Annotated in this window: 15 protein-coding genes; 7 read left to right on the forward strand and 8 right to left on the reverse strand. The window is 69.8% G+C overall.

What is annotated here, in order from left to right:
* Positions 1–31: 31 nt before the first annotated feature.
* The 4 genes from QM693_RS36175 to QM693_RS36190 all read right to left on the reverse strand — a co-directional run bounded on the left by QM693_RS36175 (position 32) and on the right by QM693_RS36190 (position 3803).
* Positions 32–745 carry a GntR family transcriptional regulator gene (locus tag QM693_RS36175; protein WP_283354697.1) on the reverse strand — a complete coding sequence of 238 codons (714 nt, stop codon included), beginning with the start codon at positions 743–745 and terminating at the stop codon, positions 32–34.
* Positions 746–755: 10 nt separating this feature from the next.
* Positions 756–1688: an allantoinase PuuE gene (gene puuE / locus QM693_RS36180; RefSeq protein WP_283354698.1), complete on the reverse strand. Its 933-nt coding sequence runs from the start codon at positions 1686–1688 to the stop codon at positions 756–758.
* A 227-nt stretch (positions 1689–1915) separates the two neighbouring features.
* Positions 1916–3163: a DUF6986 family protein gene (locus tag QM693_RS36185; RefSeq protein WP_283354699.1), complete on the reverse strand. Its 1248-nt coding sequence runs from the start codon at positions 3161–3163 to the stop codon at positions 1916–1918.
* Between the two features lie 61 nt (positions 3164–3224).
* On the reverse strand, positions 3225–3803 hold the full coding sequence (locus QM693_RS36190; RefSeq protein WP_283334902.1) for a TetR/AcrR family transcriptional regulator: 579 nt from the start codon (positions 3801–3803) through the stop codon (positions 3225–3227).
* A gap of 78 nt (positions 3804–3881) precedes the next feature.
* On the opposite strand from QM693_RS36190, the gene zapE reads away from it, so the two are divergent.
* The gene (gene zapE, locus QM693_RS36195; protein ID WP_349307536.1) at positions 3882–4799 is read left to right on the forward strand and encodes a cell division protein ZapE; all 918 of its coding nucleotides are present in this window, start codon (positions 3882–3884) and stop codon (positions 4797–4799) included.
* Between the two features lie 43 nt (positions 4800–4842).
* Here zapE and QM693_RS36200 read toward each other — a convergent pair whose 3' ends face one another.
* Positions 4843–6159, reverse strand: coding sequence for a TrpB-like pyridoxal phosphate-dependent enzyme (locus tag QM693_RS36200; protein WP_283354701.1), 1317 nt, complete (start codon positions 6157–6159; stop codon positions 4843–4845).
* Between the two features lie 115 nt (positions 6160–6274).
* Here QM693_RS36200 and QM693_RS36205 point away from each other — a divergent pair, with 115 nt between their 5' ends.
* From QM693_RS36205 to QM693_RS36225, 5 genes are read left to right on the forward strand one after another with little or no spacing between them, the layout of a single operon-like run.
* Complete coding sequence (locus QM693_RS36205; protein ID WP_349307535.1) at positions 6275–7249, forward strand: DUF4129 domain-containing protein; 975 nt, start codon at positions 6275–6277, stop codon at positions 7247–7249.
* Entirely contained in the window at positions 7231–7713 is a 483-nt protein-coding gene (locus tag QM693_RS36210; protein ID WP_283354703.1) for a hypothetical protein, read from the forward strand. The genes QM693_RS36205 and QM693_RS36210 overlap by 19 nt, the downstream gene beginning before the upstream one ends.
* Positions 7710–8666 (forward strand): AAA family ATPase, encoded by a 957-nt coding sequence (locus QM693_RS36215; protein WP_283354704.1) that lies wholly within the window; start codon positions 7710–7712, stop codon positions 8664–8666. The genes QM693_RS36210 and QM693_RS36215 overlap by 4 nt, the downstream gene beginning before the upstream one ends.
* Complete coding sequence (locus QM693_RS36220; RefSeq protein WP_283354705.1) at positions 8663–9886, forward strand: DUF58 domain-containing protein; 1224 nt, start codon at positions 8663–8665, stop codon at positions 9884–9886. Before QM693_RS36215 ends, QM693_RS36220 begins: the two co-directional genes overlap by 4 nt.
* Complete coding sequence (locus QM693_RS36225) at positions 9883–10209, forward strand: hypothetical protein (RefSeq protein ID WP_283354706.1); 327 nt, start codon at positions 9883–9885, stop codon at positions 10207–10209. Before QM693_RS36220 ends, QM693_RS36225 begins: the two co-directional genes overlap by 4 nt.
* Here QM693_RS36225 and QM693_RS36230 read toward each other — a convergent pair.
* The 3 genes from QM693_RS36230 to kstD form a co-directional block, all read right to left on the reverse strand.
* Positions 10188–10688: an NlpC/P60 family protein gene (locus tag QM693_RS36230; RefSeq protein WP_502942697.1), complete on the reverse strand. Its 501-nt coding sequence runs from the start codon at positions 10686–10688 to the stop codon at positions 10188–10190. The genes QM693_RS36225 and QM693_RS36230 overlap by 22 nt on opposite strands.
* Before the next feature lie 198 nt (positions 10689–10886).
* Positions 10887–11753: an enoyl-CoA hydratase ChsH3 gene (chsH3, locus tag QM693_RS36235; RefSeq protein WP_280779029.1), complete on the reverse strand. Its 867-nt coding sequence runs from the start codon at positions 11751–11753 to the stop codon at positions 10887–10889.
* On the reverse strand, positions 11743–13461 hold the full coding sequence (gene kstD / locus QM693_RS36240; protein ID WP_283354708.1) for a 3-oxosteroid 1-dehydrogenase: 1719 nt from the start codon (positions 13459–13461) through the stop codon (positions 11743–11745). Before kstD ends, chsH3 begins: the two co-directional genes overlap by 11 nt.
* A gap of 147 nt (positions 13462–13608) precedes the next feature.
* Between kstD and QM693_RS36245 the strand changes: the two genes are divergently transcribed.
* Positions 13609–14338 (forward strand): 2-keto-4-pentenoate hydratase (locus QM693_RS36245; protein ID WP_283354709.1); only part of this gene is annotated, 730 nt, incomplete at its 3' end.

The raw sequence follows: 14338 nt of genomic DNA on the forward strand, positions 1-14338 counted from the left end.
TGCGAGCTGAGAATATATCTTGCCGGACGGCTTACCCGGGCGTGTCCCGGAAGATTCCGGTGTCCGTGGGGAGGGCGGCGATCACCGTGTCGAGTTGTTCGTTGTGCCGGTCGGTGGCCGCCTTCAGCGCCGCGGCGTCGCGGGCGAGGAACGCCGCCAGCATGTCCCGGTGCCCGAGGTGGAGCTGCAGCCGCGCCGGCGTCCCGACCTGCGACATCGGCTGCACCGGCTCGGTGATGTTCCACGCCGATTCGAACATGTGCAGCAGTCGCTGCATCCGGCAGGGCGACGCCAGGGCCAGGTGGAAGTTGCGGCTCTCCCGGTGGTACGCGGTCAGATCGTCCTCGAGAACCGAGCGGTCGAGTGCCGCGTACGTCTCCCGGGCCCGGGCGTCGTCGGCCTCGTCGGCGAGGGTGATCGCCACGGAGTGCGCCGCCGACTCGAGGACGCCCCGCACCAGGTAGAGCTCCTCGAGTTCGTCGACGGTCAGCCGGGCGACCGTGTACCCGGCGTTGGCCCGGTGGTCGACGAGCCCCTCGCCGATCAGCGTCTTCAGCGACTCCCGGATCGGGATACGGCTGACGCCGAAGTGCTCGGCCACCTCGTCCACCGGGATCGGGGTGCCGGGCGGGGCGCCGCCGCTGAGGATCACCCGGCGCAACTCCTCCAGGATCACGGTCTGAGAGCTGCCGGGATCTCGGTTGGCCAGGTTCGTGACCAGCATCGACGGTCGTCGCGGGGGCATCGGTCCGTCCTCAGGCGGGGTGTACGGCGCGCCAGTGGCGGGCGATCTCGATGCGCCGGGCGACCCACACGTCGTCGTGGGACTGCACGTGATCGAGGAAACGCTCCAGCGCCGCGGTGCGGGCGGGCCTGCCGACGATGCGGCAGTGCAGACCCACGGACAGCATCTTCGGCGCCCCGGCCGTTCCCTCCGCGTACAGGACGTCGAAGGCGTCCCGCAGGTGCGCGAAGAACTGCTCGCCGCTCGGGAAACCGCCGGGCGACGCGAACCGCATGTCGTTGGTGTCGAGGGTGTACGGCACCACCAGGTGGTCGACGAGGCCCTTCCCGGGGGCATCGACCTTCACCCAGTACGGGAGGTCGTCGGCGTACGAATCGGAGTCGTACTCGAAGCCGCCGTGCTCGACGACCAGCTGCCGGGTGAGCGGGGAGTCGCGGCCGGTGTACCAGCCCAGCGGTGCCTCGCCGGTGAGGCCGCGCAGGATCTCCACGGCCTCGGCCAGGTCCTTGCGCTCGGCGTCCTCGTCGGAGAGTTGGTACGACTTCCACCACAGACCGTGGCAGGCGATCTCGTGTCCGAGTTCGCGAAAGGCACTGACGGCCTCGGGGTTCCGCTGCATCGCCTTCGCCACCGCGAAGATCGTGAGCGGGAGCCCTCGTCGCTCGAACGCCCGGAGCACCCTCCACAGTCCGGCGCGGGACCCGTATTCGTAGATCGATTCCATGCTCATGTGCCGGTTCGGGAACGGCTGGGCCCCGACCATCTCGGACAGGAACGTCTCCGACGCCTCGTCGCCGTGGAGCACGTTGTTCTCGGCGCCCTCCTCGTAGTTGAGGACGAACTGGACGGCGATCTTCGCGCCGCCCGGCCACTGCGGATCGGGCGGGTGCTGCCCGTATCCGACCAGGTCGCGTGGGTAGCTGGAGTCGAAACCGTGGGTCATGATGCCAAGCCTGCCCGACCGGCCTCGGTCAGGGAACCCCACAGGCGTAACCGCGCCGTGCCGCCGTCCCGTTCGCGGACGCTCGCCTCGCCCGGGGGCGGACTGTGGAACCTGGGCGCGGTCAAGGTGTTCGGGCTCACGGGTGCGGCTACCTCCTGATCGGCGTGGGGGCAAGTGTAGGGCGTCGGAGTGGGTGCTGCGGGCGGTCCTCGTGCGCGGCGAGGTGCTCAGCTCCCCGGAACCACCGCCCGGGTGAGGAGGTCGCGCAGGGTGTCCACCGTGCATCCGGGGGCCTGCGCGCGGACGGCGTCCTCGTCGAACGCGCCGCACGCCAGTCCCCGCAGGATCACCGTCGCGAGGGCCTGTGCGGTCGCCGGTTCGTCCATCACCCCGCCACCCTGGCGGTCGAGGTACGCCTGCACGCGGGTGGCCGCGGCGGGCAGCGCGGCGCGGTAGAAGTCGAACGTCGCGAGCCAGCGGGTGATCAGGTGCCCGGGATGCATGTCCCATCCCTGGTAGTACCCGCGTTCGAGCGAGCGGGTGACGAGTCGGTAGTGCCGGGCCAGCGCGGCGCGGATCTCCTCGTCGCTGCCCTGCGGGATGACCTGGGTGGATCCGTCGCACACCCACACCCCGGTCTGGGCCGCCGCCACCAGCATCACGGACTTGGCGTGGTCGGCCACCGGGTGCTCGAGCGACTGGAACCGGGACGCGATTCCGCAGGCCGCGCTGTAGTCGTAAGTGCCGTAGTGCAATCCGGTGCAGCGCCCGTCCGCGAGGTGGGTGGCCTTCGCGACGGTCACGGTGCCGTCGGGTCCGAGCACGGCCTGCGGGCTCTCGATTTGCAACTCGAAGAGCAGCGACCTGTCAGGGAGCCCGTACGCGCGCTCGAGTTCCTCGCACAACGCGACGACGGCGGTGACCTGCTGGGCCGCACGCAGTTTCGGCACCGTGAACACGAAACCGTCGGGAACCCCACCCGCGCCTTCGAGGACGAGTTCGAGCGTCCGGATCCCGCGGCGGCGCTCGTGCGGGGCCAGACCCTTCGCGCGGATGCCCAGCGACCGCGGGCCGGACGGGTCGGACGAGAGCAGTCGCAGCGTGCGCCCCGCCTCCAGTGCAGCCGCGTCCTCGACGTCGTCGCTCCGCCAGCCGTAGCCGTCCTCGAAATCGATCCGCAGATCCATGATCGGACGGTGCTCGAGCATCGTGCGGACGTCGGGAAGCGCACCGGTCGTTCCGATTTCGGACAGCGCATTCGAGTGCCTGTCCAGCAGTTCGACAGCCTGCTCACCCCACACCCTCGGGGTGTCCGGTCCGGCGTCCGCCGCACTCACGTAGACGGTGTGGACGGGCTGCGGTTGCTGCCGATCACCCGGAAAGGCGTCCGCGAGGTCGGTGTCGACGGGATCGAGGAGTGCGTCGACGCGGTCGAAACCGCTGTCGGGGAGACGGCTGAGGTACTGGGGGTTCACGCCACGATCTTGGCAGAAACGCGGGATTCTCGTCGTCCACACCCCGCCGGGTGGCGTTCGTTCAGGCCGTCACACCGCGCAGATACCACTCGACGGCGCGGGCCAGCTGCCGCACGCTGCGATCGGTGCCTGGCTCGATGCCGTCGAGTGACCGGGCTCCTGCGAAACGGTCGAAGACCAGGCCTTCGACGACGCTGACGAAGTCCGCGCCCGCGTTCTCGGGGTCGGCGACGCCGAGAGCGTCGAACATTTCGGTGGCGCGGGCACGGGAGAACAGGCACGTCGCGAGGAGTGCGTGCAGGTCGGCGTCACCGGACAGTTCGACGGTCAGCGCGTGCCGCGCGACGACGTCGTCGTGGCGGGTGTGCAGCAGCCGGTCCAGCGACCGGGCCACGCCCTCGGCGACGGATGCGAGGTCGAGTGGTGGGGCCGTCGTGGTCGCGAATTCCTGCCGCGAGCGTTCGGCGAGCCGGCGCACGGCGGATTCGATCAGGGCTCGCCGGGTGCGGAAGTAGTAGGACGTGGACCCGCCCGGCAGATCCAGTGCGCGGTCGACGGCCCGATGCGTCAGCGCGCGGATGCCCTCGCGCGCGATGATCGTGATCGCCGCGTCGGCTATCTGCTCACGCCGCTCGGGCACGGTGTCTTCCTCCTCACATCGGCTTGTCGCCCGAGACTCTACATTCGTAGTGTTTCCTCTGTGGATGTAGAGGTTCTGTTGGACGACGCGCAGCGCGCGGCCGCGGCCGTCCTGCACGAGACCGCCGAGGGCCTGGGGCAGGGGAGGCCCGGAGTTCGCGGCGTGTACCTGTGGGGGCCCGTCGGACGTGGCAAGACGTGGTTGATGGACCGTTTCTACGGGTCGGCCGCGGTCCCGAAGCGGCGCGTGCACTTCCACTCGTTCTTCCGCCGGCTCCACGCCGACGCGCACGCGCTGAGGTCCATCGACCTCGCGATCGACGCGGCACTCGGGGATGTCCGGCTGCTGTGCTTCGACGAGTTCCACCTGCACGACGTCGGGGACGCGATGCTGGTCGCGCGACTGCTGAAGGTCCTGTTCACCCGCGGGATCACGCTGGTCGCCACATCGAACTATCCACCGGACGGGCTGTTGCCGAATCCGCTGTTCCATCACCTGTTCGCGCCGTCGATCGCCGTGCTGGAACAGAATCTGACCGTCGTGCGGGTGGCCGGTCCCGTCGACTACCGCACCGTGGCCACGGCGGACGCCGGGTTCGCTTCCGGACGTTTCGTCAGTGCCTCCGACACCGAGCCTCCGGCACTGTCCGAGCGCGTCGCCTTGACCGTCGGGACCCGCACGGTGACGGCCTCCGCGGTGCGGGACCGCACGGTCTGGTTCGAGTTCGCGGTGCTGTGCGGCACCCCGACCGCACCCGCCGACTACCTCGAACTGTCCGAGCGGTTCGGATGCTGGGCGATCACCGGTGTGCCCCGATTGCGGGAGGCCGGCGCGGAGACCGTGCGGCGGTTCGCGAACGTCGTCGACGTGCTGTACGACCGGGGAACCGCCCTGACCCTGGTGGCCGAAGCCTCGTGGGACGACGTGTTCGCCGGGCTCGACGACACCCTCGACGTCGACCGGCTGGTGAGCAGGCTGTCGACGCTGAGCCGGTGACCACCGAGGCAGACCCGTGCGTGGGTCCGCCTCGGTGAATCGATCAGACGTACCGGCTGTACGCGGGGAGGTCCAGCTGGCCGTTGCCGGACAGTCCGATGACCACGACCTCCGGCTCGGTGACCGTGCGGGCGTGCTCGATGGCCGCGGCCACGGCGTGCGTGGATTCCGGCGCCGGGATGATGCCTTCCGCGCGGGCGAAGAGCAGGCCCGCGGCGAGTGCGTCGTCCTGTTCGATCGCGGTCGCGTCCATCAGCCCGAGGGCGACGGCGTGCGAGACCATCGGCGACATGCCGTGGTACCGCAGACCGCCCGCGTGGATGGCGGGCGGAACGAAGTCGTTGCCGAGGGTGTACATCTTCAACAGCGGCGTCAGGCCTGCGACGTCGCCGAAGTCGTAGCGGTACTCGCCCTGTGTGAGCGACGGGCAGGCCGCCGGCTCACACGCGACGAGGCGGGTGGTGGTGCCCTCGCGCAGATTGCGACCCAGGAACGGGAACGTCAGTCCCGCGAGATTGGAACCGCCTCCGGCGCAACCGAATACCGTGTGCGCGGCAGGCTCGCCCGCCTCCTCCAGCTGAACCATCGCTTCCTGGCCGATCACGGTCTGGTGGAGCATGACGTGGTTGAGGACGCTGCCCAGCGAGTAGTGCGCGCCGGGATCGTTGGCGGCCACCTCGACGGCCTCGCTGATCGCCATGCCCAGCGAACCCGTGGTGTCGGGATGCTCGGCCAGGATGGCCCGGCCGGCTTCGGTGAGGTCGGACGGCGACGGATGACAGATGCCGCCGTAGGCCTCCATCTGGAGTCGACGGTACGGCTTGGCGTCGAACGAGGCGCGAACCTGCCAGACCTCCACCTCGAGGCCGAGCAGGGCGCCGGCGAACGACAGCGACGCGCCCCACTGACCCGCGCCGGTCTCGGTGGTGAGCTTGGTGGTGCCCTCGAGTGCGTTGTAATAGGCCTGTGCCACAGCCGTGTTCGGCTTGTGCGATCCGACCGGGCTGACACCCTCGTACTTGTAGTAGATCCGTGCCGGTGTGCCGAGCACCCGCTCGAGGCGGCGTGCGCGCACCAGCGGCGACGGCCGCCACATGCCGTAGATCTCGCGGACCGTCTCGGGGATCTCGATGTACCGTCCCGTCGCGACCTCCTGCTCGATCAGGCTCGCGGGGAACAATGGTGCCAGGTCTTCCGGTCCGAGCGGCTCACGTGTGCCGGGATGCAGATGCGGCGGAACGGGTTCCGGAAGATCGGCAGCAAGGTTGTACCAGTGCGTGGGTACGGCCGAGGGGACCGCAACCCCCAGAGGTTCCAGCGATCGAGCCAGTTCGGCTCCGGTTACCGGGGACGTGGTCAAGTAAAACTCCTTCGTGGATGGATACGTCCCGAACATGCTGCGCTGTCCGCCGCCGTGAACGGGTGATTTTCCCGGTCCCCGCGTGTCACGATGGAGGGGCAACTCGGGAGTGAGGATGCCGGACCGTCGCGTGCGAAGCAGGGTCGTCCACACGGTCGCCCTGCTGGCGGCCGTCGTGACGGTCACCCTTGCCGTCCGGGTGGTCCCCGCGCCCGACACCCCCGCGACACCGTCGGAGCCGGGCGCAGGTGCGACGCGCGCTCTCATCATCCTCTCGGCGATCGCCGTCGTCGTCGCGGTGGTGGCGCTCACGTCCGCCTTTCGCAGCGGTCGGCCGAGGGTCGCGCCCGACCCGCCGCCGGTCGGGCTCACCGGAAACACCGGGTCCTCGGTCTCGCGCCGGCACATTCTCGGATGGGCGGCGTTCGCCGCGCTTCTCGTGACCGCGGCATTCCTCCTCGGGTCCGTCGGCGGTGACGAGCCGCTCGACCGTCAGCGGTCGACGGCAAGCCCGACCACCGACGACGGGGCCGACCGAACCGACGCGTCCGTGCCCGCCGACACACGCCCACCGCCCGACATGGTGGACGAGGCCCGCGAGGACCTGACGGAATTGTGGACCGCGGCAGCGATTGCCGGTCCGATACTGGTGACCGTGCTAATCCTCGGCGCCGTGGCCCGGCGCCCCCTCCGGGCCCGGGTCGGCGGCTGGACCGCCGCGAGTTCCCCCGACGGTCCGGCTGCCTCGCAGTCGCTGGCCCGGGCGGCGGAGGAAGGTCTCGCCGTGGTCGTGGCCCCGAGCCTGCCGCCGCGTGAGGCCATCATCGCCAGTTACGCCGCCATGGAGGATGCGCTGCGCGAGGCGCCGGGCGCCGAACCGCGGGAGTCGGACACCCCATCCGAAGTGCTGGCTCGCGCAGTGCAACTCGGAGCGCTGCGCTTCGAGGCGGCGGCGCCGCTGGTGCGGCTGTTCTCCGAGGCGCGGTTCAGCCTGCATCCGATGGGCGAACAGCACCGTGACGAGGCCGCCGATCTGCTCCGGCGCGTGCTCGACGACCTGGGGAGCGACGCGTGCTCGCCGTCGCCGTAGCCGGTGTCGGGGCCGTGCTGGCCGTGGAGGTCCCGCTGGTTGCCGCCGGCCGGTACAGCGCGGCCGTACTGGTCGCGGGAGCGGTGACCGCGCTGGTGCTCTTCGAGATTCGACGACGCCTGGCACCCGGGGACGTCGACGACCAGCCGCTGGGCACGGAGTCCGAACGAGCCGAGGCGACCGCCCGCTGGATGGCGCGGACGGAATCACTGATCAGCTGGGCGGACGGCACGCGCGGCGACTGGGACCACCATCTGCGTCCGCTCCTGGCGCGCGAGTTCCAGCAGTCCACCGGACACCGGCAGGGACTCGACCCCGCCGACACCACGGCCGCGGGTGAGGTGTTCTTCGGCGACTTGTGGCAGTGGGTCGATCCCGAGTGCGTGCAGCGCTCCGACAGGGCCGCACCCGGTCCGGGCCGGGACGTGCTCGACCGGATCCTGCAACGGCTGGAGCAGCTGTGACGATGCCCGCCGAGGTCACCACCGCGCGCGCCCACGCGGTGCTGGCGGAGGTCGAACGGGCGGTGGTCGGCAAGCACGACGAACTCACGTCGATCCTGCTCGCGGTACTCGCCGGCGGGCACGTGCTCATCGAGGACTTGCCCGGGCTCGGAAAGACTTTGGTGGCACGATCGTTCGCTGCCGCGCTCGGACTGGACTTCACGCGGGTCCAGTTCACCCCCGACCTGCTGCCCGCCGACCTGCTCGGCGCCACCATCTACGACATGCCGTCGGGTCGCTTCGAGTTTCGTCCGGGCCCGATCTTCACCAACCTGCTCCTCGCCGACGAGATCAACCGCACCCCGCCCAAGACCCAGGCCGCACTGCTCGAGGCGATGGCGGAGGGGCAGGTCAGCGTCGACGGCACCACCCGGATCCTGCCGCGTCCCTTCATCGTGCTCGCCACCGACAACCCCATCGAGTACGAGGGCACCTACCCGCTGCCCGAGGCGCAGCTGGACCGGTTCGCGCTCCGCCTGCGGCTGGGGTACCTCACCGAGGCCGACGAGCACGAGATGCTGCGCCGGCGGCTCGACCGGGGATCCGCCGCCGTCGTCGTCGAGCAGGTGGTCGATGCGGCCGACCTCCTGGCGATGCGCGAATCGCTCGAGCAGGTCAGCGTTCATCACGACGTCCTCGGGTATGTCGTCGCGCTCGCGAATGCCACCCGGCATCACCCGCAGGTGGAGGTCGGGGCCAGCCCCCGCGCGGAACTCGACCTCGTGCAGCTCGCGCGGGCGCGTGCTCTCCTCTCGGGCCGCGACTTCGTCATACCCGAGGACATCAAGGCCCTGGCCGTTCCCGCTGTCGCGCACCGCATCAGCCTGCGCCCGGAGATGTGGGTGCGCCGCATCCGCAGCGATGACGTCCTCGCGGAACTGTTGCGCCGTCTCCCCGCGCCGAGGGCCCGATGACGGAGCACCAGTTGACGTGGCGGGCATCGCCGGCAGCCCTCGCACTGACGACCTGCGCGGCCGTGGCGCTGACGGCGGGTGTCGTGGGGCGGTGGTGGGAACTGATCGTGTTCGCCGCCCCGATGCTGGGAGCGCTCGGCACGGTAACGTGGTTGCCCCGTCCGGCCACCGGCATCCGCGTCGAGGCGTCGGCACGCACGCTGCGATGTTTCGAATCCGAGTCCGTGCACTTCTCGGTGGACGTGGCGGTCTGCGGTGGTGCGGCGGAACTCGAGGTGGCACCGGCGCCGTCCGACGGCTACACGGTCGAGCAGGTCGGCGACGGCGACTACGTGGTATCGGCGGACCGGTGGGGCCGGTACGAACCCACACTGACGGTCACGGCACGTGCAGGCGGCGGCCTGCTCACCGCGTCGCTGCCGGTTCCCGTTGCGGAACTGCGGGTGTTCCCGTTGGCGCCGCCCATGCCGACTCCGTTGCCCCACGCCACACTTCCGGACCGGATCGGCGCGCACCGCACCCGCCGATTCGGTTCGGGCGTCGAGTTCGGGGACATCCGGCCGCACGCGCCGGGGGATCCGTTGCGCAGCGTCAACTGGCCGGTGAGTGCCCGGCGCGGCCGGCTCCACGTGACCGAACGGATCATGGACCGCGCCGCGGACGTCGTCGCCGTACTCGACACCACCCCGCAGGCACCGGGCCCGGCGTCGGAGAGCCTGCACCGGACCGTGCGCGGGGCCACGCAGGTGGTGCAGACGGCCCTGCAGCGCGGCGACCGCGCCGGGGTCGTCGCCCATGGGCACCGGCTGCGATGGCTCGGCGCCGACATCGGACGCAGGCAGTTCTACCGAATCCTCGACACCGTCCTCGACTCCGACGACGGCGCCGCCGAAGGCACACTCGTCCCGCGGGTCGCGTTGCCGCCGCGGGCCGTGGTCATCGCGTTCTCCACCATGCTGGACACCAACTTCGCGCTGTCGTTGCTGGAGTTGAGGCGTCGCGGTCACGTCGTCGTGGCCGTCGACGTGCTGCGCGGCCCGCCGTTCGAGTACGAACTCGATGCGATGACCGGCAGGATGTGGCGGCTCGAGCGGCGGAACATGTACCGGAACATGGGTGTTCTCGGTGTTCCGGTGGTGGCGTGGGACGACGATTCCGCACTGGATCTGGCGCTGGCCCTCGCCGATCGTGCCCGCCGGCCGTCGGGGGCACTCCGATGAGATGGATTGCGGTGGTCGCGGTGCAGGCAGCGTTGATCGCGCTCGTCCTGGGCGACGCGTCGGCGATCGCGGCCGCCGCCGCGGGGGTCGCCGCGACGGCACTGTTGCTCGTCGCGTACACCGGTCTCGCACCGGGAGTCTCGACGCTGTTGCTGGGCGCGGTCGTCACCGGCGCCGCGGCGTCTCTGGCAGCGGCACTGCCGGACGGGCCGGCGTGGGCGTCCCTGCTCGGGCCGGTTGCGGTGGTGGTGCTGTTCCTCGTCGCGGTGTGGCCGTACGTCGGCAGGCGCACGACCGAGAGTCAGAACCGGCGGATGCTGTAGATGTGGAACTGCGACAGCGGCGCCAGACCTACGGGGACGCCGCGTCCGTACGCATTGAAGACCTGGCCCAAGCCCGCGTAGATACCGATGTGCGACGCGTCCGGGTTGAGCACCACGATGTCGCCGGGAGCCAGCGCCCACAGCGGAATGGGTGCGCCGACCCCGGCCTGCTCCCACGTGGTGCGTGGCAGATTCACCCCCGCCTGACGGAATGCCCACTGCACCAGCCCCGAGCAGTCCCACGCGTCCGGACCCGTCCCACCCCACAGATAGGGCTTGCCCGTCTGGGTCGTCGCGGCCGCGAGCGCGGCCAGCCCGGTCGGGGTGGGAATGGGTGTCGGGAGAACGGACGAACCCATCGAACTGCCGCCGGTGCTGCCGCTGTCGGAACTGCCCGCCACGGGCGCGGCGTTCGCGGGGACAGCGACGAGGGCGGTCGCGCAGAACGCGAGAGCACCGGCAACGGCGGCGCGCCGCACGGGACGGAGATGTCTGCGCTGGGACACGAGGTCCCCCCTTTGTTCGCTACTGCCCGTGGAGAGCCGTGGAACCGCCCCGACCATCGGTTGACACGTCTCGATGAGGTCACGGAAAGCGTACAAAGTGTTGCGGCATCGTGCCTGATATTCGCGAATATCCGCCCGAACTGGGCACATTCGGTCAAATGTCGGTAACTGTCACCCCTGGGCCAGGGTCAGCACCACGTCGGCCAGGGCCGGAGCATGATCACGCTCGGGAACCGTGGCCGAGATGAGGAGCCTGCCCTCGTCCCGCCAGATCCGCGTGTGCAGCGTCTCGCCGGGAAAAACTACGCCCGCGAACCGCCCTCGGAAGCCCGCGACCTGCGACGCGTCCGAGTCGAGCACTGCGTCGACGGCCGCTTTGCACACCATTCCGTAGGTGCACAGGCCGTGCAGGATCGGGGCGGGAAACCCTGCGGCGGAAGCGAACTTCGGGTCGGAATGCAGGGGGTTGCGGTCGCCGCACATCCGGTACATCAGCGCCTGCTGGGGAAGGACGGGGGTGTCGACCTCGACGTCGGCAGGCCGGTCGGGTAGTTCGACGGACTGGGACGGCCCGCGCTCACCGCCGAAACCGCCTTCACCGCGGGCGAAGATGGACGACCGCCCGGTCCACAGGGGGGTGCCGTCGAGGTCGGTGGTCGTCGACTCCTGCACGATGACGGCGGCCTTGCCCTTGTCCCACACCTCGGCGATGCGGGTGGTGGTGCGGGCCTTGCCCTCCGGGGGAATCGGCTGGTGCACGGTCACTTCCTGGCTGCCGTGGACCACCTTGGCGAGGTCGATCTCGACGCCCGGGAACGACACTCGCGGGGCCTCGGTGGCGTGGAAAGTCGCGGCCACCGTGGCGAACGTGGGGAGCACCTGCGGCTTCCCGTCGGTCAGGTACCGCAACTCCCTCTCGTCCAGCGGACGGGATCCGGCACCGAGAGCGAGGTGGTAGTGCTGCACGTCGGAACTGGTCCAGGAGAACTCCTGAACGGGCAGTTCGGCTCCGATGGCGATGTTCGGATCAATGGGCATTGGTGGTGTCTCCGGTGAGTGACGTCGGGGAATCGGCCTGCGAGGTCTTGTCGAGGATATCGAGTACCGCGAGATAGCCGAACGTCATCGCCGGGCCGATGGTTGCGCCGGGTCCGGCGTAGGTATGGCCCATCACCGGGCCGCTGGCATTGCCCACCGCGTACAGGTTCTCGATGGTGCTGCCGTCCTCCCGCAGCACGCGGGCGTTGCGGTCGGTGCGGAGACCGCCCTTGGTGCCGAGGTCGCCCGGGACCATCTTGACGGCGAAGAACGGCGCCTTCTCGAGCGCCCCGAGGCTCGGGTTGGGCTTGTTGCGGGGATCCCCGTAGTAGTGGTCGTACCCGCTCTCACCACGGCCGAAGTCCTCGTCCTTGCCGTTGCGGGCGAAAGTGTTGAAACGTGAGACCGTTTCGGTGAGCGCGTCGACCGGCACGCCGATCTTCCCGGCCAACTCGGCGACGGTGCCCGCCTTGACGATGACACCGGCCTTCAGCCAGCGACCGGGGAACGGGGACCGCGGGGTGACTCCGGCGAACGCGTACCGGTCGCGGTAACGCTGGTCGAGGACGAGCCAGCACGGCACGTTCTCGCCCGGTCCGTCGCCCTGGCCGTGCGTGCCGCCGTACATCGCGTGCGTCGCCTCGACGTACGGTGCGGATTCGTTGACGAAGCGCTTGCCGGACTCGTTGATCATGATGCAGCCCGGCAGGCTCCGCTCGGACAGCGCGAACCACGGGCCGCCGGTGAGCGGGATGGATGGGCCCCACCAGGCGTCTTCCATCAGATCGAGCGCGGCGCCGAGCTTTTCGCCCGCCCAGATGCCGTCGCCGGTGTTGGCCTTCGCGCCGACGGTCCATTCGGTGCCGATCGGTGCTCGCTGGTACTTCTTGCGGGCCTCGTCGTTGTGCTCGAAACCGCCCGACGCGATCACCACGCCGCGGCGTGCCCGAAACACCTGCGGCTGTCCGTCGACCGTGGCGTTGACGCCCTTGACCACGCCGTCCTCCACATACAGGTCGGTGAGCGGGGTGTCGAGCAGGATCGGGACGCCGGCGGCCTTCAGCCCGGCCTGCAGTCCCGCGACGAGCGCCTGACCGCGGACGAGCAGCCGCTTCCCGGTGAGCTTGGCGCCGAGGAAGCGGAGGCCGACCCGGGCTGCGCGCAGCGGACCGCGCGGGTTGCGCATCAGCAGGTTCAGCCAGCGGTAATCGGCCTGGGTAATCACGAAATTCGACGGCGCCTTGACGTAATCGGGTTCGAGCTTCGCGAGGTCGGCGCCGAGTTTCCTGCCGTCGAACGGTGTCGGCTCGACGGACCGTCCGCCGAGCCGTCCGCCGGGGGCCTCGGGGTAGTAGTCGGAGTATTCGGGCACCCACTGCAGTTTCAGTGGACTGTTCTTCAGCACGAACGACAGCATCTCGGGGCCGCGGTCGATGTAGGCGTCGATCCGGTCCTTCGGGACGACGTCGCCGATGATGCTGTGCAGGTAGGTCCGCGCGGCGTCCGTGGTGTCCTCGACCCCCGCGGCGATCAGCGCCTCGTTGTTCGGGATCCACACGCCACCGCCGGAGCGCGCGGTGGAGCCGCCGAAGTGCGGCGCCTTTTCGAGGATGACGACGCTGAGTCCCTTGTGTGCCGCGGTGAGGGCCGCGGTCATTCCACCGGCACCGCTACCGACGACCACGATGTCGTATTCGTGCTTGCTCATGTAGAACACGTTATAGAATGATGGGGTTGTCAGTCCATCCTTTCTGCCAGGAAGTATTACTGACGCCAACAAACAAGAACGAAACACGTTGCAGTGGAAACCGGTGGGCGTGCGCACGCAAACGAACTTCAGGGAAGGTCCTCAACCATGCTCTCGACGCAACTACGCACCGAGTTGGCGAATCAGCTCGACGCCGCGGAACGTGGCCGCGCTCCCATCGGCCCCCTGACCGCGGACCATCCCGACATCGACGTCGTCGACGCCTACGAGATCCAGCTGATCAACATCCGCCGCCGGTTGCAGGACGGCGCGAAGGTCGTCGGGCACAAGGTCGGCCTGTCGTCCCTCGCCATGCAGCAGATGATGGGCGTCGACGAACCCGACTACGGCCACCTGCTCGCCGACATGGAGGTCTTCGAGGACCAGCCCGTCGACACGGCGCGGTTCTGCTTCCCGCGCGTCGAGGTCGAGGTCGCATTCGTGCTGGGCGCCGACCTCCCCGGCGCAGGCTGCACCGAGCAGGACGTCCTGGACGCCACCGTGGCGTTCGCACCGTCCATCGAGCTGATCGACAGCCGGATCACCGACTGGAAGATCACACTGCCCGACACGATCGCGGACAACGCGTCGTCCGCCGGGTTCGTGCTCGGCAAGAACCGGGTGCGGCCCGAGGACATCGACATCACATCCATCGACGCCGTTCTGACCAGCAACGGCGAGATCAAGGCCGAGGGACGCAGCGACGCCGTGCTCGGCAACCCGGTGACGGCCGTCGCCTGGCTCGCGCAGAAGGTCGAAAGCTTCGGCGTCCGGTTGAAGGCCGGCGACATCGTGCTGCCCGGCTCGTGCACCCGCGCCATCGACGCGCACCCGGGCG

Origin of the sequence: Rhodococcus sp. IEGM 1305 (genome assembly GCF_030058635.1) — a bacterium.
Lineage (GTDB): Bacteria > Actinomycetota > Actinomycetes > Mycobacteriales > Mycobacteriaceae > Rhodococcus_F > Rhodococcus_F opacus_D.